18 protein-coding genes are annotated in these 20,450 nt (G+C 74.9%); all 18 read right to left on the reverse strand.

Going from position 1 to position 20,450, the window contains the following annotated elements:
- The 18 genes from carA to JJJ15_RS01035 all read right to left on the reverse strand — a co-directional run bounded on the left by carA (position 1) and on the right by JJJ15_RS01035 (position 20,418).
- The gene (gene carA / locus JJJ15_RS00950; RefSeq protein WP_200511130.1) at positions 1 to 1,269 is read right to left on the reverse strand and encodes a glutamine-hydrolyzing carbamoyl-phosphate synthase small subunit; all 1,269 of its coding nucleotides are present in this window, start codon (positions 1,267 to 1,269) and stop codon (positions 1 to 3) included.
- A complete protein-coding gene (locus tag JJJ15_RS00955) occupies positions 1,266 to 2,576 on the reverse strand; it encodes a dihydroorotase (RefSeq protein WP_106109133.1) in 1,311 nt (436 codons plus the stop codon). The genes carA and JJJ15_RS00955 overlap by 4 nt, the downstream gene beginning before the upstream one ends.
- Positions 2,573 to 3,559, reverse strand: a complete 987-nt coding sequence (locus JJJ15_RS00960) for an aspartate carbamoyltransferase catalytic subunit (RefSeq protein ID WP_200511131.1) — start codon at positions 3,557 to 3,559, stop codon at positions 2,573 to 2,575. The genes JJJ15_RS00955 and JJJ15_RS00960 overlap by 4 nt, the downstream gene beginning before the upstream one ends.
- Positions 3,556 to 4,173 carry a bifunctional pyr operon transcriptional regulator/uracil phosphoribosyltransferase PyrR gene (gene pyrR / locus JJJ15_RS00965; protein ID WP_200511132.1) on the reverse strand — a complete coding sequence of 206 codons (618 nt, stop codon included), beginning with the start codon at positions 4,171 to 4,173 and terminating at the stop codon, positions 3,556 to 3,558. The genes JJJ15_RS00960 and pyrR overlap by 4 nt, the downstream gene beginning before the upstream one ends.
- A gap of 196 nt (positions 4,174 to 4,369) precedes the next feature.
- Entirely contained in the window at positions 4,370 to 5,143 is a 774-nt protein-coding gene (locus tag JJJ15_RS00970) for a hypothetical protein (protein WP_200511133.1), read from the reverse strand.
- A 99-nt stretch (positions 5,144 to 5,242) separates the two neighbouring features.
- Entirely contained in the window at positions 5,243 to 6,115 is an 873-nt protein-coding gene (locus JJJ15_RS00975) for an NAD(P)H-binding protein (RefSeq protein ID WP_200511134.1), read from the reverse strand.
- Positions 6,116 to 6,317: 202 nt separating this feature from the next.
- Entirely contained in the window at positions 6,318 to 6,860 is a 543-nt protein-coding gene (gene nusB, locus JJJ15_RS00980; protein ID WP_200511135.1) for a transcription antitermination factor NusB, read from the reverse strand.
- Positions 6,860 to 7,423 (reverse strand): elongation factor P, encoded by a 564-nt coding sequence (gene efp, locus JJJ15_RS00985; protein ID WP_106109139.1) that lies wholly within the window; start codon positions 7,421 to 7,423, stop codon positions 6,860 to 6,862. The genes nusB and efp overlap by 1 nt, the downstream gene beginning before the upstream one ends.
- Before the next feature lie 98 nt (positions 7,424 to 7,521).
- Entirely contained in the window at positions 7,522 to 8,214 is a 693-nt protein-coding gene (locus JJJ15_RS00990) for an FMN-binding negative transcriptional regulator (protein WP_200511136.1), read from the reverse strand.
- A gap of 12 nt (positions 8,215 to 8,226) precedes the next feature.
- Positions 8,227 to 8,874 carry a shikimate kinase gene (locus tag JJJ15_RS00995; protein WP_246742097.1) on the reverse strand — a complete coding sequence of 216 codons (648 nt, stop codon included), beginning with the start codon at positions 8,872 to 8,874 and terminating at the stop codon, positions 8,227 to 8,229.
- On the reverse strand, positions 8,871 to 10,865 hold the full coding sequence (gene aroB / locus JJJ15_RS01000; protein WP_200511137.1) for a 3-dehydroquinate synthase: 1,995 nt from the start codon (positions 10,863 to 10,865) through the stop codon (positions 8,871 to 8,873). The genes JJJ15_RS00995 and aroB overlap by 4 nt, the downstream gene beginning before the upstream one ends.
- 93 nt (positions 10,866 to 10,958) lie before the next feature.
- Positions 10,959 to 12,185, reverse strand: coding sequence for a chorismate synthase (gene aroC, locus JJJ15_RS01005; protein WP_200511138.1), 1,227 nt, complete (start codon positions 12,183 to 12,185; stop codon positions 10,959 to 10,961).
- A gap of 7 nt (positions 12,186 to 12,192) precedes the next feature.
- Positions 12,193 to 13,224, reverse strand: coding sequence for a shikimate dehydrogenase (locus JJJ15_RS01010; RefSeq protein WP_200511139.1), 1,032 nt, complete (start codon positions 13,222 to 13,224; stop codon positions 12,193 to 12,195).
- The gene (gene mltG / locus JJJ15_RS12795; RefSeq protein ID WP_246742098.1) at positions 13,214 to 14,911 is read right to left on the reverse strand and encodes an endolytic transglycosylase MltG; all 1,698 of its coding nucleotides are present in this window, start codon (positions 14,909 to 14,911) and stop codon (positions 13,214 to 13,216) included. Before mltG ends, JJJ15_RS01010 begins: the two co-directional genes overlap by 11 nt.
- A complete protein-coding gene (ruvX, locus tag JJJ15_RS01020) occupies positions 14,908 to 15,384 on the reverse strand; it encodes a Holliday junction resolvase RuvX (RefSeq protein ID WP_106109144.1) in 477 nt (158 codons plus the stop codon). Before ruvX ends, mltG begins: the two co-directional genes overlap by 4 nt.
- Before the next feature lie 9 nt (positions 15,385 to 15,393).
- Positions 15,394 to 18,096 carry an alanine--tRNA ligase gene (alaS, locus tag JJJ15_RS01025; protein WP_200511140.1) on the reverse strand — a complete coding sequence of 901 codons (2,703 nt, stop codon included), beginning with the start codon at positions 18,094 to 18,096 and terminating at the stop codon, positions 15,394 to 15,396.
- 147 nt (positions 18,097 to 18,243) lie between these two features.
- Positions 18,244 to 18,867 (reverse strand): 30S ribosomal protein S4, encoded by a 624-nt coding sequence (rpsD, locus tag JJJ15_RS01030; protein WP_200511141.1) that lies wholly within the window; start codon positions 18,865 to 18,867, stop codon positions 18,244 to 18,246.
- Positions 18,868 to 18,987: 120 nt separating this feature from the next.
- On the reverse strand, positions 18,988 to 20,418 hold the full coding sequence (locus tag JJJ15_RS01035) for a replication-associated recombination protein A (protein WP_200511142.1): 1,431 nt from the start codon (positions 20,416 to 20,418) through the stop codon (positions 18,988 to 18,990).
- Positions 20,419 to 20,450 lie beyond the last annotated feature (32 nt).

Genomic DNA, 20,450 nt, shown 5'->3' on the forward strand with positions numbered 1-20,450 from the left:
TCAGCTCTCCTCGGGGTCGGTGGTACCAGGGGCGCCGGCGGGGCCGGTCGGGGTGGCGCCGCCCGCGCGCCCGGCCCGGGGCCGGGGGTGGGCGCGCATGAGGGCGACGAACCGGTCGAACAGGTGCTCGGCGTCGTGGGGGCCCGCGGCGGCCTCGGGGTGGTACTGCACGGAGAAGGCCGGCAGGTCCAGGGCGCGCAGCCCCTCCACGACGCCGTCGTTGAGGCCGACGTGGCTGACCTCGACGCGCCCGTAGCGTCCGTGGTCGTAGGGCGCCACCGAGGGGGCGTCCACCGGGGCGTCCACCGCGAAGCCGTGGTTATGGGCGGTGATCTCCACCCGCCCGGTGGCCCGGTCGAGGACCGGCTGGTTGACGCCGCGGTGGCCGTAGGCCAGCTTGTAGGTCCCGTACCCCAGGGCCCGCCCCAGGAGCTGGTTGCCCAGGCAGATCCCGAAGAAGGGAATGCGCTCGTCCAGGACCCCGCGCAGCAGCTCGACCTCGTCCACCGCCGCCCCGGGGTCCCCGGGGCCGTTGGAGAAGAAGACCCCGTCGGGGTCCACGGCCAGGACGTCGGCCAGGGTGGAGGACTGGGGCAGGACGTGGACGCGCACGCCGCGCTCGGCCATCTGCCAGGGGGTGCGGTTCTTGACCCCCAGGTCAATGGCCGCCACGGTGGCCACCGGCTCCCGGCCGGCGAAGGCGCCGGAGGGCTCCACGACGTAGGCCCGGGGCGTGGAGACCTCGGCGGCCAGGGCCGCCCCGGTCATGGGCGGGGCGGAGCGCACCAGGTCCAGGCACACGTCCAGGGCCGCCCGCGAGGGGCCGCCGGGGTCCGCGGCCCCGGCGGGCAGGGCCGCCCCGGAGAAGATCCCGGCGCGCATGGCGCCGCGCTCGCGCAGGTGGCGGGTCAGGGCCCGGGTGTCCACCTCGCACAGGCCCACCACGCCCTGGGCGTCCAGCTCGTCCTCCAGCTCGCGGCGGGCGCGCCAGCTCGAGGCCCGGCGGGCGGGGTCGCGCACCACGAAGCCGGCCACCCAGACGCGGCCGGACTCGGGGTCCTCGTCGTTGACCCCGGTGTTGCCGATGTGGGGGGCGGTCATGACCACGATCTGGCGGTGGTAGGAGGGGTCGGTGAGGGTCTCCTGGTAGCCGGTCATGCCGGTGTTGAACACGACCTCGCCAATGGTGCGGCCCGTGGCGCCGTAGGCGCTGCCGACCAGTACGTAGCCGTCCTCCAGGACCAGCAGGGCCGGGCCGCGGCGGCTCACGCCTCCTCCCGCGCCACCGGCTCGCCCGCCAGGACGGTGGGGCGGCCGTGCAGGAAGGTGGCCACCACCTGCCCGGGCAGCTCCATGCCCGCGTAGGGGGTGTTGGCCGAGCGGGTCCACTGGGCGCGCGGGTCCACGGTGCGGCGCACACCGGGGTCCACCAGCGTGATATTGGCCGGCGCCCCCACCTCGAGCCCCTGGCCCTGGTCGGTCAGGCGGCCGATGCGGGCAGGGGCCGAGGACATGACCCGGGCCAGGTCGCGCCAGGTCATGCGCCCGGGGGCCACCATGGTCTCAATGAGCACGCTCAGGGCCGTCTCCAGGCCGGTCATGCCGAAGGCGCCCGCCGCCCACTCGCAGTCCTTGGACTCCAGGGGGTGGGGGGCGTGGTCGGTGCCCACCACGTCGATGGTGCCGTCGGCCAGGGCGGCGCGCACCGCCTCGACGTCGGCGGCCGTGCGCAGCGGCGGGTTGACCTTGTACAGGGGCGAGTAGGAGCGGGCCAGCTCGTCGGTCAGCAGCAGGTGGTGGGGGGTGACCTCGGCGGTGACGTCAATGCCGCGGGCCTTGGCCCAGCGGATAATGTCCACGCTGCCGGCGGTGGACAGGTGGCACACGTGCAGGCGGCTCCCCACGTGCCCGGCCAGGAGCACGTCGCGGGCGATGACGGACTCCTCGGCCACGGCCGGCCAGCCGCGCAGGCCCAGCTCGGCGGAGACCGCCCCCTCGTGCATCTGGGAGCCCTCGGTCAGGCGCGGGTCCTGGGCGTGCTGGGCGATGACGCCGTCGAAGGCCTTGACGTACTCCAGGGCGCGACGCATGAGGACGGGGTCGGCCACGCACCTGCCGTCGTCGGAGAAGACCCGCACGCGGGCGGCGCTGTGGGCCATGGCGCCCATGTCGGACAGGTGGCGTCCCTCCAGGCCCGCGCTCACGGCGCCCACGGGGTGGACGTCCACCCAGCCGGCCTCCCGCCCCAGGCGCAGCACCTGCTCGACCACCCCGGCGCTGTCCTGCACCGGGGTGGTATTGGCCATGGCGAACACGGCCGTGTAGCCGCCCACGGCGGCGGCCCGGGTGCCGGTGAAGACGGTCTCGGCCGACTCCCCCCCGGGCTGGCGCAGGTGGGTGTGGATGTCCACCAGGCCGGGCAGGGCCACCAGGCCGTCCAGGTCGTGGCGCACCGTGCCCGCGGGCGCCTGGGCGGCGGCGTCGGGGCCGATCGCCGCAATGCGGCCGTCGGCGGTCAGGACGTCGGCGGGGTCCTCGCCGTAGGGGCGGACCCCGGTCAGGAGGTGGGCGGTCACAGCTGGTTCCCTTCGTCAGCCAGGAGGAGGTAGAGGGCGGCCATACGCACCGACACGCCGTTGCCGACCTGCTCGATGACGCGCGAGCGCGGGTCGTCGGCGGCCTCGGCGGTGATCTCCAGGCCGCGGTTCATGGGCCCGGGGTGCATGACAATGGCGTGGTCGGGCATGGCCCGGCGCCGGGTGAGGTCCAGGCCGTAGGCGCGCGAGTACTCGTCGGGGCTGGGGAAGAACCCCCCGCCCGCCGCGCTCATGCGCTCACGCTGGACGCGCAGCATCATGACGGCGTCGGGCCGGACGGCCTGGATGGTGGCGTCCAGGTCGTAGGAGACCGAGCAGGTCCAGTTCTCCATGCCCACCGGCAGGAGGGTGGGCGGGGCCACCAGGGTGACCCGGGCGCCCAGGGTGGTCAGCAGGTCCACGTTGGAGCGGGCCACGCGCGAGTGCAGCACGTCACCGACGATGACGACCTCGGCCCCGGCCAGGTCCCGCCCCTGGGGGGCGGGGCTGCCGTCGCCCGCCCCGGTGCCGGGGACGTACCAGCGGCGCAGGGTCATGGCGTCCAGGAGCGCCTGGGTGGGGTGCTGGTGGGTGCCGTCCCCGGCGTTGAGGACGGGGACGTTGATCCACCCGGCGTGGGCCAGCAGGTGGGCGGCCCCGCAGGCGCGGTGGCGGATGACGACGGCGTCGGCCCCCATGGCCATAATCGTCTGGGCGGTGTCCTTCAGGGACTCCCCCTTGGAGACGCTCGAGCCCTTGGCGGAGAAGTTGATGACGTCGGCGCTCAGGCGCTTGGCGGCCGCCTCGAAGGACAGGCGGGTGCGGGTGGAGTCCTCGAAGAAGAGGTTGACCACCGTCCTGCCGCGCAGGGTGGGCAGCTTCTTGACGGCGTGGCGCTGGGTGGCGGCCATGGCCTCGGCGGTGTCCAGGACCATGACGGCCTCGTCGTGGGTCAGGTCCCTGGCGCTGAGCAGGTGCCTCATCGGGTGGCCTCCCGGGGGTCGGTGGCGGGCAGGATGGTGACCGAGTCGGCCGGGGCCCCGAGCTCGGTCAGGGCGACGACGACCTTCTCGGAGCGCGACGTCGGCAGGTTCTTGCCCACGTAGTCGGCGCGGATGGGCAGCTCCCGGTGGCCGCGGTCCACCAGGACGGCGAGCTGGACGGCGCGGGCCCGCCCGATCGAGCCCAGGGCGTCCAGGGCGGCGCGGATGGTGCGCCCGGAGTACAGGACGTCGTCGACCAGGATGACGGTCCGCCCGTCGATACCGCCCTCGGGCACCCAGGTGGGCCGGGGCACGCGGATGGGGTGGCGTCCCAGGTCGTCGCGGAACATGGTGATGTCCAGGGTGCCCACGGGCACGGCCGGTGCGGCGGTGTCGGACGCCGCGGCCTGGCTGGCGGTGGCCAGGGCGCGTGCCAGGCGCTGGGCCAGGGGCACGCCGCCGCTGGGGATCCCCATAATGACCAGGTCGCTGACACCCCGGTTGCGCTCAATGACCTCGTGGGCGATCCGCAGCAGGGAGCGGGCGACCTCCGGCTCCCCCAGGATCCTCTTGCCCTCCGGCGGTGCGCTCCCGGCGTCTGACAGCTCGGCCATCTCCGGCCTCCTTCCCCGCCTCTCAGGACGGACTTAAAGGGCGTGTGCCAGGGGTCAGGCTACCGCGACCTGGTCCGCTGCGCGCGCCGGAGCGGCAGGGGCGGTGCCGGTGGCGCCAGCGCGGCCGCCTTAGGAGCGCGCCGGCGCCACCTGGTGGGCTACGGGCCAGGGCCGTGCCCCTGGGCCGCGCGGGCGCTCAGGCGTAGGGGACCTGGGGCCCGGTCCCGGTGCCCAGGGCGCGGATCCTGGCGATCAGGACAATGTGCACGACCAGGAGCACGATCCCGGCGACGGCTGTCGCGGCCAGCATGGCGTCCCCCGAGGAGCGGCTGTCCTCGTAGAGCCCGATGGTGAAGATAATCATGACCGCCGGTACACCCTGGAGGACGGAGACGGTCAGAAGGCCGCCCATGAGGCCTCCTGCACCGGCCCAGTGCGCGGGCTGGCGCCCCGCGCCGGCGGCCCTCACGCACGCCGTCAGGGCCAGGCCGAAGGAGACGGCCCAGGCCAGGAAGACCGCCGGGGGCACGACAAGGATGCTCAGGACAATAAACATCCCGGTGGCGAACGTGGCGCCTCTCGACCCGGAGCCGCCGGTAACGGCCATGAGGACCATGCCCAGCACGGTCAGATCCTGGATCACGACGGAGACGGTCCCGGTGACCACCGCCCCCAGCCCCAGCCCGCGGGTGGTCCGTCTGCCCCTCTCGGCGACCTCCTCGGGGCTGGGCGGGGCCACGAGCACGTACGGCTGCACGTAGGGGACCCCGCCGGGGCCGTAGGGACCGGGCCGCCCGTAGGCAGGCGGCGTCGGTAGGTGATAGGCCGTGCCGGGAGACGGCGAGCCGGGGCCGGCGTAGGCAGGTGGCGTGCCCGTGTAGGGCTCGACGGCGTTGTACGGGCTGGCGGTGGGAGAGCGGGACGCGGTTCCGTAGGCGCCGGGCTCGTACGGTGACGGGGACTGTCCCATGCTTCGGCTCCTTGAGGACGTACGCCGCCCTTAAGCGGCAGGACGGGGGCTACGGGGACAGCCTAGACGCTGACCGGCCTTCCCGTACGCCGCCCCGGGTCAGTGGTGGCCGGCGAGCAACTGCGCCAGGCTGAGCGGCCGGCGCCCGGTGAGGCGCTCGACGTCGTCCGTCACGCGGTCGAGGGCGCCGGAGGCGATGGCGGTGTAGGTGGACACCCAGGCGTCGACCTCCCAGTCGGGGGCGCCGTAGACCGAGCGGGAGGCGTAGGCCTCCTCAAGGGTCTGCTCACGGTAGACGGTGGGCCGGCCGGTGGCCCTGGTGATGACGGCAGCGGCCTCGGCCAGGGTGAGGGCCTCGGGGCCGGTGAGCTCGTAGACGGCGCCGTCGTGCCGGCGGTCCCCGGCGACGAGGTCGCCGATGACGGCGGTGGCGGCCCGGGCGACGTCGGCCCGTGCCACCGTGCCCACGCGCCCCTGCCCCGCGGGCCCGGCGATGACGCCGTCGACGGCGAGCTCGGGGAGGAAGTCGGCGTAGAAGGAGTCGCGCAGGAGGGTCAGGCCTACTCCCGAGGCGCGCAGGTGCTCCTCGGTGGCCCAGTGAGTGCGCGCCAGGGTGAAGACGGCGTCCGGCGCGGCGCCAAGGAAGCTCGTGTAGACGACGTGACGCACCCCGGCGGCCGCGGCGGCGTCAATGAAGGTCCGGTGCTGGGCCAGGCGGTCGGCGGACTCGGAGGCCGAGACCATGAGGAGGACGTCGACGCCTGCCAGGGCGGCGGTGGCGGCCTGGTAGTCGCCGTAGGCCGCCACGGCGACGTCCTCGGCCCACCCCGGGGCGCGGGAGGCGTCACGCACCACCAGCCGGGGGACCGGTCCCCTGGCCCGCAGCTGCTCGGCGACCGCACCACCGACCTTCCCCGTGGCGCCGGTCACCGCGACCAGGGGTGATGGGGACTCGTGCTGGGGCAGGCTCATGCGGGCTCCTGTCGGGGGCTGAACGAACAAGGTCCTGGGGTGGCAACAAGGGGACGCACCGCCGTTATTCCCCTCCCGCGGGGCTGGCGACCCGTGTGGCCGGCGCCCGGCCCCACCGGGAGCGGTGCGGGGCGCCGGGGCGGGCCGGTGCGGTGCGGGACCGGCGGCGCCGGGGCTACGGCGGCGGGCCCTCACCGGGCCCCTAGCGCAGGGTGTCGGCCAGGTCGCCGATACGCCCCAGCAGCCCGGCCAGGAAGCGCGGGGAGTCGTCGGTGGAGAGCATCCTGGCCAGGGTCAGGGCCTCGTCGACGGCCACCGGGACGTCCACGTCGTCGTTGTAGACGATCTCCCAGGTGGCGACCCGGGCGATGGCCCGGTCCACGGCCGGCATGCGCTCCAGGACCCAGCCCTGGGCGTAGGTCTCGATGGTCTCGTCCACGTCCACCAGGTGGTCGGCCACGCCGGCGAGGATCTGCCGGGTGTAGGCGGGGGCCTGGGTGTGGTTGGCGGAGAAGACGGCGCGCTCGGCGGCCAGGGCGCGCAGGCGCGCGGCCGGGCCCGCGTCGGCCTCCTGCCCGGGCTCCCCGGACAGGTCCTCGGCCTGGCCGCCCGCCAGCAGTCCCCGCTGGTCGGCCTCGAAGAGGACCTCGACGGCGCGGCGCCGGGCCTTGGTCCGGGCCGTGACCGGGTGCTTGACGGGGCGGGTGCCGGCCCGCGCGGGGCCGGTGGGCTGCTGGGAGGGCATTAGTCCGTGACGCGGGAGATGTAGGAGCCGGAGCGGGTGTCGACCTTGACCCGGTCCCCGGTGTTGAGGAACAGGGGGACCTGGATCTCGGCGCCGGTCTCCAGGGTGGCGGGCTTGGTACCGGCGTTGGAGCGGTCGCCCTGGAGGCCCGGCTCAGTGTGGGAGACGGTCAGCACGACGGCGGCCGGCAGCTCCACGAACAGGACGGTCTCGTCGTGGAAGGCCACGATGACGTCCTGGTTCTCCAGCAGGAAGCGGGCGGCGTCGCCCACGGTGTCACCGGGGACGTAGATCTGGTCGTAGGACTTGACGTCCATGAACACGTAGTCGTTGCCGTCCTTGTACAGGTACTGCATGTCACGGCGGTCCACGGTGGCGGTCTCGACCTTGAGGCCGGCGTTGAAGGTCCTGTCCACGGTCTTGCCGCTCAGGACGTTCTTGATCTTGGTGCGCACGAAGGCGGGGCCCTTACCCGGCTTGACGTGCTGGAACTCAACCACCTGCCACAACTGGCCCTCAAGGTTGAGAACCAGGCCGTTCCTCAGGTCGTTCGTCGTTGCCACGAGCGGTTTCCTCACTGTCGCGTTGCGTCTGGGACGCGCTGATCCTACCGCGCCCGGGTCCGGGGCCCGGGCGGGCCAGGGGTGAGTGTGCTCCCACCTCACATCCCCGCGCAGGGGTGGCGGGCGCTCATGAGCTCGCGGGCGGCGCGCGCCCCGCGCAGGGCGGTGATGGTGGCCAGGCGCTCCTCGGCGTAGGGCAGGGAGACGGTGCGCAGGTAGTTCACCAGCACGTCCTGGCCCTGCTCCTCCAGGGCGGCGATGAGGCTGCGGATGTCGTCGGGGTGGCGGTTCTGGCTCATCTTGGCCTTGCCCCGCACCCGCTCCGTGTCCACGGACACCACCACGATGGCCCGGGCCATGCGCTCGAGCTTGTCCTGCCCCACCGGCTCCAGGCAGTCCCCGTCACCCATGTGGTGGGTCAGGGTGCTGGCGGCCTGGAGGGCCGCCTGGGGGCTGGCGTCGACGTTGACGGCTCCGCTGACGTGCAGGGTGATGTAGTCCCAGGTGGGGACGTTGGGCTTGACCTTGTTGGTGGCGTACCAGTGCGGGGAGACGTAGGCGTCGGCCTCGTCGAGGATGACCAGGCCCGGGGCGGTGACGGGCGTGCGCGCCTGGGGGTTGTTGCGCACCAGGTGGGTGACCAGGCGCCCGCGCTCCTTGTCCAGGTAGAAGGGCACGAAGGTGGCCTCCGGGCCGAAGTCGTGGACGGTCACGAGGTTACCGGCGCGCGGGTGCTCCAGGAGGGTGCGGGCGTAGTCCTCGGGGAGCTCGAAGTGGCGGGGGACGTACATCAGGGCTGCCTCCTACAGGACGACCTTCTCGCGGACCAGCTGGGCGGTGCGGCTGGCCGACAGCCCGGTGGTGTCCACCATGGCATCGGCCAGGTCGCGGCACAAGGCCTCGCGCTGACGCAGGAGGGTGACGAAGGTCCTATGCACCGGCCCCAGGGCCACCGAGCGCGGGGCGTCGAGGCCGTTACGGCGTGCCAGGGCCCGCGCCTGCGCGGTCAGGGCGACCACCGTCCCGCCCCGGGCGCGCAGGGCGTCGAGCGCCCGGAGCACCGCGGGGCTGGTCAGGCAGCCTGAGCCCAGGGCCAGGGCGTCACCGGGGCGCGCGCCCTCCAGGAGCTCGACGGCGGCCCGGGCCTCGGCCTGCCGGTAGACCTCCTCGGCCACGACCACGTGGGCCAGGGCGGGATCCACTGCGAGCCTGGCGGCGGTGACGGCCTCCAGGTCGCGGCAGCGGGCCCCGGGCGCGACGAGCTCGGCGGCCACGGACCGGCACCCGGCCCCCGGCGGTCCAATGAGGACGAGCGCGCCCCAGGGCGCGTCCTGGGGCGTCTCCCGGGGCGCGTCCTGGGGCGTCTCCCGGGGTACGCCCCGGTCCCCGGCGCCCCCCCTGCCCCTCCCGGCGCCGGTTAGGGCGGCGAGGCCGCCGGCCGGGTCGCTCACGGCCTGCTCACGGCCTCGTGGGCGGCCCGCAGCAGCTCCTCCCCGGGGGCGTCCAGGCGCACGGGGCGGGCCACGGCGTCGAGCAGGACCAGGCGCAGGCGCCCGGAGCGGACCTTCTTGTCGCTCATCATGGCGGCGTGGAGCTCCTCCCAGCGCCCGGCCCCCTGCGGGAAGGACACCGGCAGGCCCACGGCCGCCATGGCCCGGCGGTGCAGGTCCAGGGCGGCGGCGTCCAGGCGGCCCAGGCGGTGGGAGACCTCGGCGGCGTAGACGCAGCCCACGGCCACGGCCTCACCGTGGCGCCACCGGTAGCCGGTGACCTTCTCCACGGCGTGGGCGTAGGTGTGCCCGTAGTTGAGGATCTCCCGCGGCCCGGACTCGGTCAGGTCCCGGCCCACCACGGCCGCCTTGACGGCCACCGCCCTGGCCACGAGCTCGGCCAGGGCCGGCGAGCCCGCGGCCAGGACGTCGGGGCCGGCCAGGACCTGCTCCAGGACGAGGGGGTCGGCTATGAGGCCGCACTTGACGACCTCCCCCGCCCCGGCGCGCAGCTCGGGCAGGGGCAGGGTGTCCAGGGCGGCCAGGTCGCACACCACGCCGGCGGGCGGGTGGAAGGCCCCCACGAGGTTCTTGCCCGCGGCGGTGTCGATACCGGTCTTGCCCCCGACGGCGGCGTCGACCATGGCCAGCAGGGTGGTGGGCACCTGGACCACGGGCACGCCCCGCAGCCAGGTGGCCGCGGCCAGGCCCGCCAGGTCCGTGGTCGCCCCCCCGCCCAGGCCGACGACGCAGCCGTCGCGCCCCATGCGGAAGCGGCCCAGGGCCTCCCAGACCTCCTCCAGGACGCCCACGGTCTTGCAGGCCTCCCCGGCGGGGACCTCAATGCGGGTGGCGCGCAGCCCGAGGCCCTCCAGGAGGGCCTCGTGGTGCTCGGCGGCCCCACGCAGCACCGGGGGGTGGACGACGGCCACGCCCCCGGCCCCGGCCCCCCGGGCGTGCGTGACCGCGCAGGCCACCTGGGCGCCCAGGTCGCGGCCGATGAGGACCTCGTAGGGCCAGGCCCCCCCGACCGGGAGGCGCACGGTCTGCCCGCCCCGCAGCCGGTCGAGCTCCCGGGGGTGGTCGTCCAGGGTGGGGACGCGGTCGGGCCCGGCGGGCGGGCTGGCGGGCAGCACGGCGGGCGGGTGAGCGGCTGGCCGGGCGGGCGGGCTGGCAGGCAGCACGGCGGCCGGGCGGGCGGGCGAGGGCAGGGTGACCGGGGACGGGGTGGCCGGCGCGCCCGACGGGGGCCGGAGGGTCCCGGGCCCGGCGGGCGAGGGCCGCGTGCGGCCCGTGGCCACGGCCAGGGCACTGGCCGCCCGCCCGGGCTCGGCCCCCAGGGTGACCAGGACCAGGGCGGCGACCTGCTCGGGGCTCAGGCCGTCGGTCGGGACCGTGTGGGTGGCCACGGAGGCGTACAGGGGGGCGCGCTGCCGGTGGAGGGCCTCCATGCGCGCCAGGACCCCGGCGGCGGTGTCCTGCGCCCCCTGGCTGGCGGCCTCGGCGGTGTCGGAGTCGGCCCCGGCGCAGCGGCCCGCCATGAGGGGCCGGCCGCTGCCGTCACCCACGTGGCGGGCGGCGGTGGCGGGCGCGGCCAGGAGGTAGACGACCGTGCGCCCGGCCAGCAGGGCCCGGTTGGCCGGGCGCAGGACGGCGCCGCCCCCCAGCGCCAGCACGCCCTGGGCGTGCTGGGGGGAGGTCAGGACGGCACGCATGGCCTGCTCCTCGCGGTCCCTGAAGCCCTCCTCCCCCTCGGCGTCAAAGATCTGGGGGATCGTCAGGCGCGCCCGGCGCCGGATCTCGGCGTCGGTGTCGGTGACCTGCACCCCCAGGGCCGTGGCCAGGAGGCGCGCCACCGTGGTCTTCCCGGCCCCGGGCAGGCCCACCAGGACCAGCGGCAGGTGCTCGGCGGCGACGCTCACGCGGGGCTTGCGGTAGGGGTAGCGGCTCATGGTGCTCCTTAGCGGTGGGCCCCGGCGGGGCGGCTCAGGCTGGTCGAGGGCGCGGGGACCGGTACCGCTGGCGGTGGGCCCCGGCGGGGCGACTCAGGCGTCCCAGCTGGTGCGCCGGGCGCAGTGCTCCAGGTAGGAGCGCAGGTTGCGGCGGGCCTCGCCCAGGCTGTCCCCGCCGGTCTTGTCCATGAGGGCGTCGGCCAGGACCAGGGCGGTCATGGCCTGCGCGATCACCGACCCGGGGACGACGGCGGTGGTGTCGGAGCGCTGGTGGACGGCGGTGGCCGGCCGGCCGGTGGCCAGGTCCACGGTGCGCAGGGCGCGGGGCACGGTGGAGATGGGCTTGTAGGCCACCCGCACGCGCACGTCGGCGCCGTTGGACATGCCGCCCTCGATGCCGCCCGCGTGGTTGGCGGCCCGCTGCACGGTGCCGGGACCCAGGTGGAGGATCTCGTCGTGGGCGACGCTGCCGCGCAGCCCCGCCTGCGCGAAGCCGTCGCCGATCTCCACGCCCTTGACGGCCTGGACGCCCATGAGGGCGGCGGCCAGGCGGGCGTCCAGGCGCCGGTCGGCGGAGGCGTAGGTGCCCAGGCCCACCGGGACGCCGGTGGCGATGACCTCCACGACGCCGCCCAGGGTGTCCCCGTCCTTCCTGGCGGCGTCGATCTGGGCCACCATGGCGGCGCTGGTGGCGGGGTCGGTGCAGCGTACCGGGTCGGCGTCGAGCCTGTCGGTGTCGGCGGGCACGGGGGCCGGGACGTGCGGCGGGAGGGTGACGGTGCCGACCTGGACCACGTGGGAGACCAGGGCGATCCCGGCGACCTGGTCCAGCAGGGCCTCGGCGACGGCGCCCAGGGCCACCCGGGCGGCGGTCTCCCGGGCGGAGGCCCGCTCCAGGACCTCACGGGCGTCGGGCAGGTCGTACTTCAGGACGCCGGCGAGGTCGGCGTGCCCGGGGCGGGGCCTGGTCAGGGGCCGGTTGCGGGCGACCTCGCGCGCGTCCCCCCTGCCGGCGTCGCGGGCCAGGACCGCGGGGTCCACCGGGTCCACGCTCATGACGTCCACCCACTTGGGCCACTCGGAGTTGCCGATGACCATGGCCAGGGGGCTGCCAATGGTGCGCCCGTGACGCAGGCCGGACAGGATGGTCAGCTCGTCGCGCTCAAAGCCCTGGCGGGCCCCCCGGCCGTGCCCCAGGCGCCGTCGGGCCAGGGCGGTACGCACCGTCTCGGTGGTGAGCGACACGCCCGCGGGCAGTCCCTCCATGACGGCGGTCAGGGCCTGGCCGTGGGACTCCCCGGCAGTCATCCATCGCAGCATGGGACGATCATCCCACACCCGGGGGGCCCGCCACGGCCTGGGCGTCCGGCCCGGCCGCGCCGGCGGACACCTCGGCACCCCGGCCCTCCCCCAGGGCGTGGAGCAGCGCGGCGCGCATGGGCCCCAGACGGGGGGTCCGTCCGGTCATGAGCTGGACCTGGGGCGCGGCCTGGTGCAGGAGCATGAGCCAGCCCGGGGCCACGACCCCGCCCCCGGCCTGCCAGGTGGCGGCCAGGGCCGTGGGCCAGGGGGCGTAGACCACGTCGAGCAGGGCCCCCGGACGCGGTCTGCCGCCCAGGGCCCGCGCCAGGGGGGCGCCCAGGGTGTCGGCGGCGTGGGCGGACAGGGTGGAGACCACCAGGTCGGCCGCCGCCAGCTCGTGGGCCACCGCGGCGTCGGAGGCCGGATCCCCCGGGGACCAGGTGAGGGTGCGGATCCCCAGGCCCATGCGGTGGGCGGCCGCCGCGGCGCGCCCGGGGCCAGCGTGACGGCGTGCCGCCACCAGGACGTTCGTGACCCCCAGCTCGGTCAGCGCGGCCAGGGCGGAGGAGGCGGTGGCCCCCGAGCCCAGGACCACGGCCCGCGGGCCGGGGACGGTCCCCTGGTGGGCCAGGACCTCCCGCAGGGCCCCGACGATCCCGGCGACGTCCGTGTTCAGCCCCGTCAGGAGGGCCCGTCCGCCCCCGTGGCGCTGGGCCACCACCGTGTTGACCGCCCCCACGGCCCGGGCCAGCGGATCCACCGCGTCCAGCAGGCCCGTGACCGCCTGCTTGTGGGGCATGGTGACCGACAGGCCCTCCCACACCGGCCCGCCCCGGGCGGGGGCCGCGACCTGGGCCAGCAGGTCGGCCAGCTGGTCGGGGGCGAGGAGGCGGGCCGTGTAGGACCAGGTGCTCAGGCCCAGGTCGGCGTAGGCGGCGCGGTGCAGGACCGGTGACAGGGAGTGGGCCACCGGGGAGCCGATGACGGCGGCCCGGTGCCCGGTGCGGTCGGCCGACGCCCCGGCCGCCTCCTGCCCCCGGCGTACCTCAGCCGTCACCGTCGGAGTCCTGGCTGGGGGGCGGCGTGCCCTGGCCGCTGCCGCACATGTCCTTGTGGGCCTCGCAGTACTCGTCGAGCTTCTTGCTGTTGGCGACCTGCTCGTCGTAGGTCGCGGCGAACAGGGTCTTGCCGGTGCCCAGGTCCACGGTCACGAAGTACAGCCAGGGGCCCTCCTGCGGGTTGAGGACCGCGCTAATGGCCTTCTCCCCGGGGCTGCCGATCGGGCTGGGTGGCAGCCCGGGGTACACGTGGGTGTTGTAGGCGTTGGAGGGGTCCTCGATCTCCGCCTTGGTGGGGATGCCCCCGGTGCGTCCCAGCCCGTACAGGGTGGTGGAGTCCATCTGCAGCTTGCCCATGGTCTCCCCCCCGGTGTCGGCCAGGCGGTTCTCGATCACCCGGGCGACCTGGCTGTAGTAGTCGGAGGAGGAGACCTCCCGCTCCACGATGGAGGCCTTGGTGAGCACCGTCTGGTAGGACTCCGCCGGGACGTGGAGGGCGTTGAGGCGTGACACCGTGGTGGAGACCATGGACTTGACCAGCTCGGTGGCGGTGGCGTCCGCGGTGACGTCGTAGGTGGAGGGGGCCAGCCAGCCCTCCACGTTGCCGCCCGCCACGGCAGGCAGGCCAATGGCCGCGGTGTCGGCGAAGGCCTCCTCCACCTGGGCGTCGGTGAAGCCGCCCACCCGCATGAGGCTCTCCTTGACCTGGCGCTTGGTGGCCCCCTCGGTGACGGTCAGGGTGTGGTCCTTGCGCGAGGCGGGGTCGAGCAGGCTCGCCACCGCGTAGGCCGCGGACATGCCCCTCCTGAGCGTGTAGGTGCCCGACTGGATCCCGGAGGCGTTGGAGTTGGCGTTGTAGGCCTTGACGAAGGCGCCGACCGAGGCGACCACCCCGGCCTCCTTGAGGATGCTGCCGATCTGGCTGCCCCCGGCCCCGGCGGGGAGGGTGACGACCACCTTGTCGGCGCTGTCGCCCGCGCCCTCGTAGTCGCTCATGTCCTCCTGGGGGATGGTGTCGTGCAGGAAGTTGAAGGCCTGGTACCCGGCCACGCTGACCACGCTCAGGACGAGGACCAGCACCATGACGCTGACCAGGCGACGGCGCAGGCGCTTCTTGCGCCGGGCCCGCTCCTGGGCCTGGCGCTGCTCGCGCAGGCGGCGCGTGCGGGCCCCCTCGACCCGCGTCCTGGGGCGGGGCGGCGGCTCGGAGGCGAACAGGTCCGAGGCGGGGTCCTCGGCGACCTCCCGGCCGGCCCCGGCCTCGGCCTCCTGACGTTCCTGGAGACGCCGGGCCCGCCGGCTGGTAGCGGGCCGGTCCCCCGCCGGGGGCAGGCCCGAGGCGGGGGTGCCGGTGGTCTCCCGGCCGGCCCCGGCCTCGGCCTCCTGACGCTCCTGGAGACGCCGGGCCCGCCGGCCGGTGGCGGGCCGGTCCCCCGCCGGGGCGGGGGCCGGGCTGGGGGCGCGCGGCGGGTGCTGCTCCCCCGCCGGGGCGGGGGGCTCACCGGTGTGGTGGGTACGCCGCTGGTGGCGGTCCCCCGCCGGGGCGGAGGACCTCCCGGAGGCGCGACGACCGGAGACCTCCTCGTGATGTTGATCACGACGACGTTCTGCGCGGCTCCGTCGCCGTCGCTTCACGTCCTGGCCATGCGGGTTCACGATCTCGTTGAAGAAATCGTCGTTGCTCACGGTCTGACTCCCGGGGTCGGCGGGACAAGCTCACCGGTGGGTGCGCCTGTGTTTCTCTCAGCCTCAAGGGCCTGGTTCAGGATGACGACAGCGGCCGCCTGGTCGACGACCTGGCGGAAGCTCCTCTCGTGACGACCCGACTCGTGCAGGACCTGGTGGGCGGTGACGGTCGAGAGCCGCTCGTCTACCAGCCGTACGGGAACGGGGGGGATGAGACCAGCTAGTCTACGCGCCCAGCGCCTGGCGTCCTTGGTGGAGGAGGTGCTGCGTCCCCGCAGGCTCACGGGCAGGCCCACGACCACCTCGACGGCGGCGTACTGGGCGACGATGTCCGCCGCCTCCTCCAGGTCCGCGCCGTAGCGGTCGCGCCTGAGGGTCAGGACGGGCACGGCCAGTATCGCCTCGGCGTCGCAGCGTGCCACGCCAATGCGTACCCTGCCCACGTCGAAGGCGATCCTGACCCCCCTGCGCATACCGGCCCCTCAGGCCCCGAGCTCGTGGGCCACCGCCTCCAGGGCCGCGTCCAGCGCCCCGGCGTCCTGTCCGCCGCCCTGGGCGACGTCGTCCTTGCCGCCGCCGCCACCGCCCAGGACCCTGGCGGCCACCCGCACCAGCGCCCCGGCCCGCTGCCCCTGGTCCCGGGCCGCCTGGTTGGTGGCGACCACCACCAGCGGCCGCCCGCCGGCCAGGCCGGCCACCACCACGACGGCGGGGTCGGAGCGGCCCATGCGGCCGCGGGCGTCCAGGGCCAGGGAGCGCAGGGCGTCGACGGAGCCGACCTGGCCGACCGCCAGGGAGGCCAGGCGCACCCCGCCCACGTCGCGGGCGGTGGCCACGACCTCGTCGGCCCGGGCGGCCAGGGCGGCCTGCTCGGCGGCCGCGAGCCTCTTCTCGGCCTCCTTCAGGCGGCCCATGAGCGCGGCCACGCGGTCCGGCAGCTCCTCGGCGCGCCCCCCCACCAGGGCGGAGAGCTGGGAGACCAGGGCGTGCTCCCTGGCCTGGAAGCCGTAGGCGCCGTCCCCGACCAGGGCGTCAATGCGCCGCACGCCCGAGCCGATGGAGGACTCCCCCACCACGGTGACGCGCCCGATACGGCCGGTGGTGGGCACGTGGGTGCCGGCGCACAGCTCCTTGGACCAGTCCCCCCCGATGGAGACCACCCGGACCCGCCTGCCGTACTTCTCACCGAACAGGGCCATGGCGCCGGTGGCGCGGGCGGCCTCGATGTCCATGACCTCGTCGGTGACCGGCAGGTCCTCGGCGAGCTTGGCGTTGACCAGCTCCTCAATGCCCTCGACCTGGTCGGCGGCCAGGGCGGAGCCGTGGCGGAAGTCGAAGCGCAGGCGGGAGGGGGAGTTCTCCGACCCGGCCTGGGTGGCGGTGGAGGAGACGACCTCGTGGAGGGCCTTGTGGACCATGTGGGTGGAGGTGTGGGCGCGGGCGATCGCCAGGCGGCGGACGGTGTCGATCTGCGCCCAGGCGCGCTCTCCCACGGTCAGGGTGCCCTCGGTGAGGCGCCCGCGGTGGACGGTCAGCCCCTTGACGGGGGCCTGGACGTCGTCGACCTCGACCGTGCCCCCCTCGGCCAGGCGGATGACGCCCTGGTCGGCGAGCTGGCCGCCCATCTCGGCCCAGAAGGGGGTGCGGTCCAGGACGACCTCGACGTGGGCGGGGGCGGTGGCGGCGGGCTGGGGGACGCCGTCCACCAGGAGGCCCGCGACGGTGGCCTCGGCGCTGGAGTCGGTGTAGCCCAGGAAGACCGAGCCCCCGTCGAGCTCCTTGACCAGGTCCTGGAAGACGCGGATGTCGGCGTGACCGGCCTTCTTGGCCCGGGCGTCGGCGCGGGCCCGCTCCCTCTGCTCGTCCATGAGCGTGCGGAAGGCGGCCTCGTCCACGGCCACGCCCTGCTCGGCGGCCATCTCCAGGGTCAGGTCGATGGGGAAGCCGTAGGTGTCGTGCAGCTCGAAGGCGGAGCGCCCTGACAGCAGGGGCCTGCCGGCGCCCTCCTCCTTGGCCCGGGCCACCGCCGTGTCCAGGATGGTGGTGCCCGCGGCCAGGGTGCGTCGGAAGGCCTCCTCCTCGCCGAAGGCGACGTCGGAGATGGCCGACCAGTTCTCCTCCAGCTCGGGGTAGGAGGCCTTCATGGCGTCCTTGGAGGCCGTCAGCAGGGTGGGCAGGGCGGCCTCCTCCACGCCCAGCAGGCGCATGGAGCGCACGGCGCGGCGGATGAGGCGGCGCAGCACGTAGCCGCGCCCGTCGTTGCCGGGGCGCACGCCGTCACCGATGAGCATGAGGGCGGAGCGCACGTGGTCGGCGACCACGCGCATGCGCACGTCGTCCAGGTAGGCGTCGCCGGCCTCGGGGCCGGCCCCCAGGCCGTAGGTCCGCCCGCTCATGGCCTGGGCGGCGGCGATGACGGGGTAGACCTCGTCGATCTCGTACATGTTGGGCTTGTCCTGCATGACGAAGGCGAGGCGCTCCAGGCCCGCGCCGGTGTCGACGGCGGTCCGGTCGAGCCTGCCCACGAGCTCGAAGTCGTGGCCCCGGCCCTCACCGCGCACGAACTCGTCGAAGACGAGGTTCCATATCTCCAGGAAGCGGTCGCCCCGGGCGTCGGCGACGGGGCCGCCGTCGGGGCCGTAGGCGGGCCCGCGGTCGTAGTGGATCTCGCAGCAGGCCCCGGCCGGGCCGGGCTGTCCGGTGGACCAGGAGATCTCGGCGAAGGGCAGCTTCTGGACGTGCTCGGCCAGCACGCCGACCACCCGGGTCCAGTGGTCGTAGGAGACCTGGTCCTCCTCCCAGATCGTCATCCACAGCCGGTCCCCGTCCAGGCCGTACCCGCCCTCGTCCCGGCTGCCGGTCAGCAGGTCCCAGGCGTAGTCGATCGCCCCCTCCTTGAAGTAGTCCCCGAAGGAGAAGTTGCCGTTCATCTGGAAGAACGTGCCGTGCCGGGTGGTCTTTCCCACATTGTCGATGTCGTTGGTGCGGATGCACTTCTGCACGCTGGCGGCCCGGGGCCAGGGGGCGGGCTCGGTCCCCAGGATGTAGGGGATGAAGGGCACCATGCCGGCGACCGTGAAGAGGATCGAGGGCTCGGGGGAGATGAGCGAGACCGAGGGCCGCACCTCGTGGTCGTGCGCGGCGAAGTAGTCCAGCCAGCGTGAGCGGATCTCGGAGGTTCGCATGCTCGTCCTGTTCGTGGGTGGGGACCCGGGCCGGGGCCCGGGTGCGGTGGTGACTGGTTGGTCAGGCCGGGGTGAGCGTACCCCGGAACGCCGGGCGCCCCGAACCGACAGAGGTCCGGGGCGCTCCGGGCGCTGGGCACGAGGCGCTCAGCGGGAGTAGTACTCGACGACCATCTGCACGTCGCAGATCACGGGGACCTCCTCGCGCCTGGGGCGGCGCACCAGGGTGGCGGAGAGCTTCTCCAGCTCGACCGTGAGGTAGTCCGGCACCGGGGGCAGGACGTCACGGTGGGCGCCGGAGGCGGCCGCCAGGAAGGGGACCATGACCTGGGAGCGGGGGCGGACCTGGATGGTCTGGCCGGGGCGCACCCGGAAGGAGGGGCGGTCCACGACCTTGCCGTCCACCATAATGTGGCGGTGGACCACGTCCTGGCGGGCCTGGGCGATGGTGCGGGCGAACCCGGAGCGCAGGACCAGGGCGTCCAGGCGCATCTCCAGCAGCTCGACCAGGGACTCACCGGTCAGCCCCTTCTCCCCGCGGGCCTCCTTGAAGACGCGCTGGAGCTGGGCCTCGCGGATGCCGTACTGGGCGCGCAGGCGCTGCTTCTCCTTGAGTCGGACGGCGTAGTCGGACTCGGCCCGGCGGCGGGCCCGGCCGTGCTCGCCGGGGCCGTAGGGGCGGCGCTCGAAGTACTTCACGGCCTTGGGGGTCAGCGGGATGCCCAGGGCGCGGGAGAGGCGCACCTGACGGCGGGAGCGGGAGGAGCTCATGGTTCTCTTTCCTGTCGGAGGGGTGCTCGCGCACCGGCGTCTGCCGGCGCGGGGTCAGCCGCGAACGGGCCGGGACCCCAGGAGCACCCGGGCGGAGTAGGCCCGGGTAACCCGAGCACTCTAGCCCGAGCGGAGGATGGCGCGCACGCTGGCGACCCGGCGTGTGAGGCGCTCCTCAAAGCCGTTGGTGGTGGGGCGGTAGTACTCGGTACCGGCCAGGTCCTCGGGCAGGTAGCGCTGGGGCGCCACGTGGTGGGGGTAGTCGTGGGCGTAGCGGTACCCCGTCCCGTGCCCCACCTCCTGGGCCCCGGGGTAGTGGGCGTCACGCAGGTGCGCGGGCACCGCCCCGCCCCTGCCGGCCCGCACGTCCGCCAGGGCCTCCAGTATGCCCGTGGTCACCGCGTTGGACTTGGGGGCGGTGGCCACGGCCAGGGCGGCCTCGGCCAGGACCAGCTGGGACTCGGGCATACCGATCAGGGCCACGGCCTGCTGGGCGGCGACGGCGGTGGCCAGCACGGTGGGGTCGGCCAGTCCCACGTCCTCGGCGGCCTGGATGACAATGCGCCGGGCGATAAAGCGCGGGTCCTCCCCCGCGGCGACCATGCGGGCCAGGTAGTGCAGGGTGGCGTCGGGATCGGAGCCCCGCATGGACTTGATAAAGGCGCTGGCCACGTCATAGTGCTGGTCACCGGCACGGTCGTAGCGCACGGCGGCCACGTCCACGGCGGCCTCGACGTCCTGCACCGTGATGACGCCCGCCTGCGCGCCCGGCCGGGCCTCCTGGTCCCCGGGCCCGTCCTCCCCCGGTCCCGCGGCCCTGCCGGGTGCCCCGGCGCGGGCCTCCAGCACACTGGCGGCGGCGGCCTCCAGGACGGTCAGCGCCTTGCGGGCGTCCGACCCGGCCAGGCGCACCACCTGGTCACGGGCCTGGTCGCTTAAGACCACCGAGCCGCCCAGGCCCCGCTCGTCGGCCACCGCGCGCTCCAGGAGCCGGGCGACGTCGTCGGGCCCGAGCGGGTGGAGGGTCAGCAGCAGGGAGCGGCTCAGCAGGGGGGAGACCACGGAGAAGGCGGGGTTCTCGGTGGTGGCCGCGATGAGCGTGACCCAGCGGTTCTCCACGCTGGGCAGCAGGGCGTCCTGCTGGGAGCGGGAGAAGCGGTGGACCTCGTCAATGAACAGGACCGTCTCCTGGCCGCCGGCGGCCAGACGGTGCCTGGCGTCGCCGACGACGGCGCGCACGTCCTTGACGCCCGCGGTCACGGCCGAGAGCTCCACGAAGCGCCGGCCGCTGCCACGCGCCACCAGGTAGGCCAGCGTGGTCTTGCCGGTGCCGGGAGGCCCCCACAGGACCACCGAGGACACCCCGGCCCCGCCCCGGCCGCTGAGGACGGGGGCCTCCACCAGGCGGCGCAGCGGGGAGCCGGGGGCCAGCAGGTGGTCCTGCCCCAGGACCTCCTCCAGGCTGCGCGGCCTCATGCGCACGGCCAGCGGGGCGTGGGTGTCCACGGGCAGGCCGGCCTCGTCCGTCCCGACGGCGTCAAACAGGTCCATGGCCCGACCCTAGCGCGAGGCGGCGACACCGG

This window comes from Actinomyces sp. HMT897 (genome assembly GCF_016626125.1).
In the GTDB taxonomy this organism is placed as follows: domain Bacteria; phylum Actinomycetota; class Actinomycetes; order Actinomycetales; family Actinomycetaceae; genus Actinomyces.